The organism is Blautia sp. JLR.GB0024, assembly GCF_037000545.1.
Classification (GTDB): Bacteria; Bacillota; Clostridia; order Lachnospirales; family Lachnospiraceae; genus Blautia; species Blautia celeris.
The window spans coordinates 1-379 of the sequence record NZ_JBANBF010000055.1; the positions used below are offsets into that span (position 1 = coordinate 1).

1 rRNA gene is annotated in these 379 nt (G+C 50.4%); it reads right to left on the minus strand.

Annotated elements, in window-relative coordinates:
* Positions 1-304: ribosomal RNA gene (locus tag V8Q34_RS27400) — 23S ribosomal RNA — on the minus strand; the annotation flags it as partial.
* Positions 305-379 lie beyond the last annotated feature (75 nt).

Here is a 379-nt window from a genome sequence, read left to right on the forward strand (position 1 = left end):
GCAGTCCGAACCCCGCCATGCACGCATGACGGTTTAGGCTCTTTCCCGTTCGCTCGCCGCTACTTAGGAAATCGAGTTTTCTTTCTTCTCCTCGGGGTACTTAGATGTTTCAGTTCCCCCGGTTCCCTTCCATACGTTATGGATTGGCGTATGGATACATGAGGTTTGCTCATGTGGGTTTCCCCATTCAGATATCTCCGGCTCATAGGATATTTGCTCCTCCCCGAAGCTTTTCGCAGCTTATCACGTCTTTCATCGGCTCTTAGTGCCAAGGCATCCACCCTGCGCTCTTTCTTGCTTGGCCTTACCAGATACCATAGCGTTGGTACCTGACGGCTTGGGTTGTTGCTTGGTTTTTGTTTCTCAATTCGCTGTATCT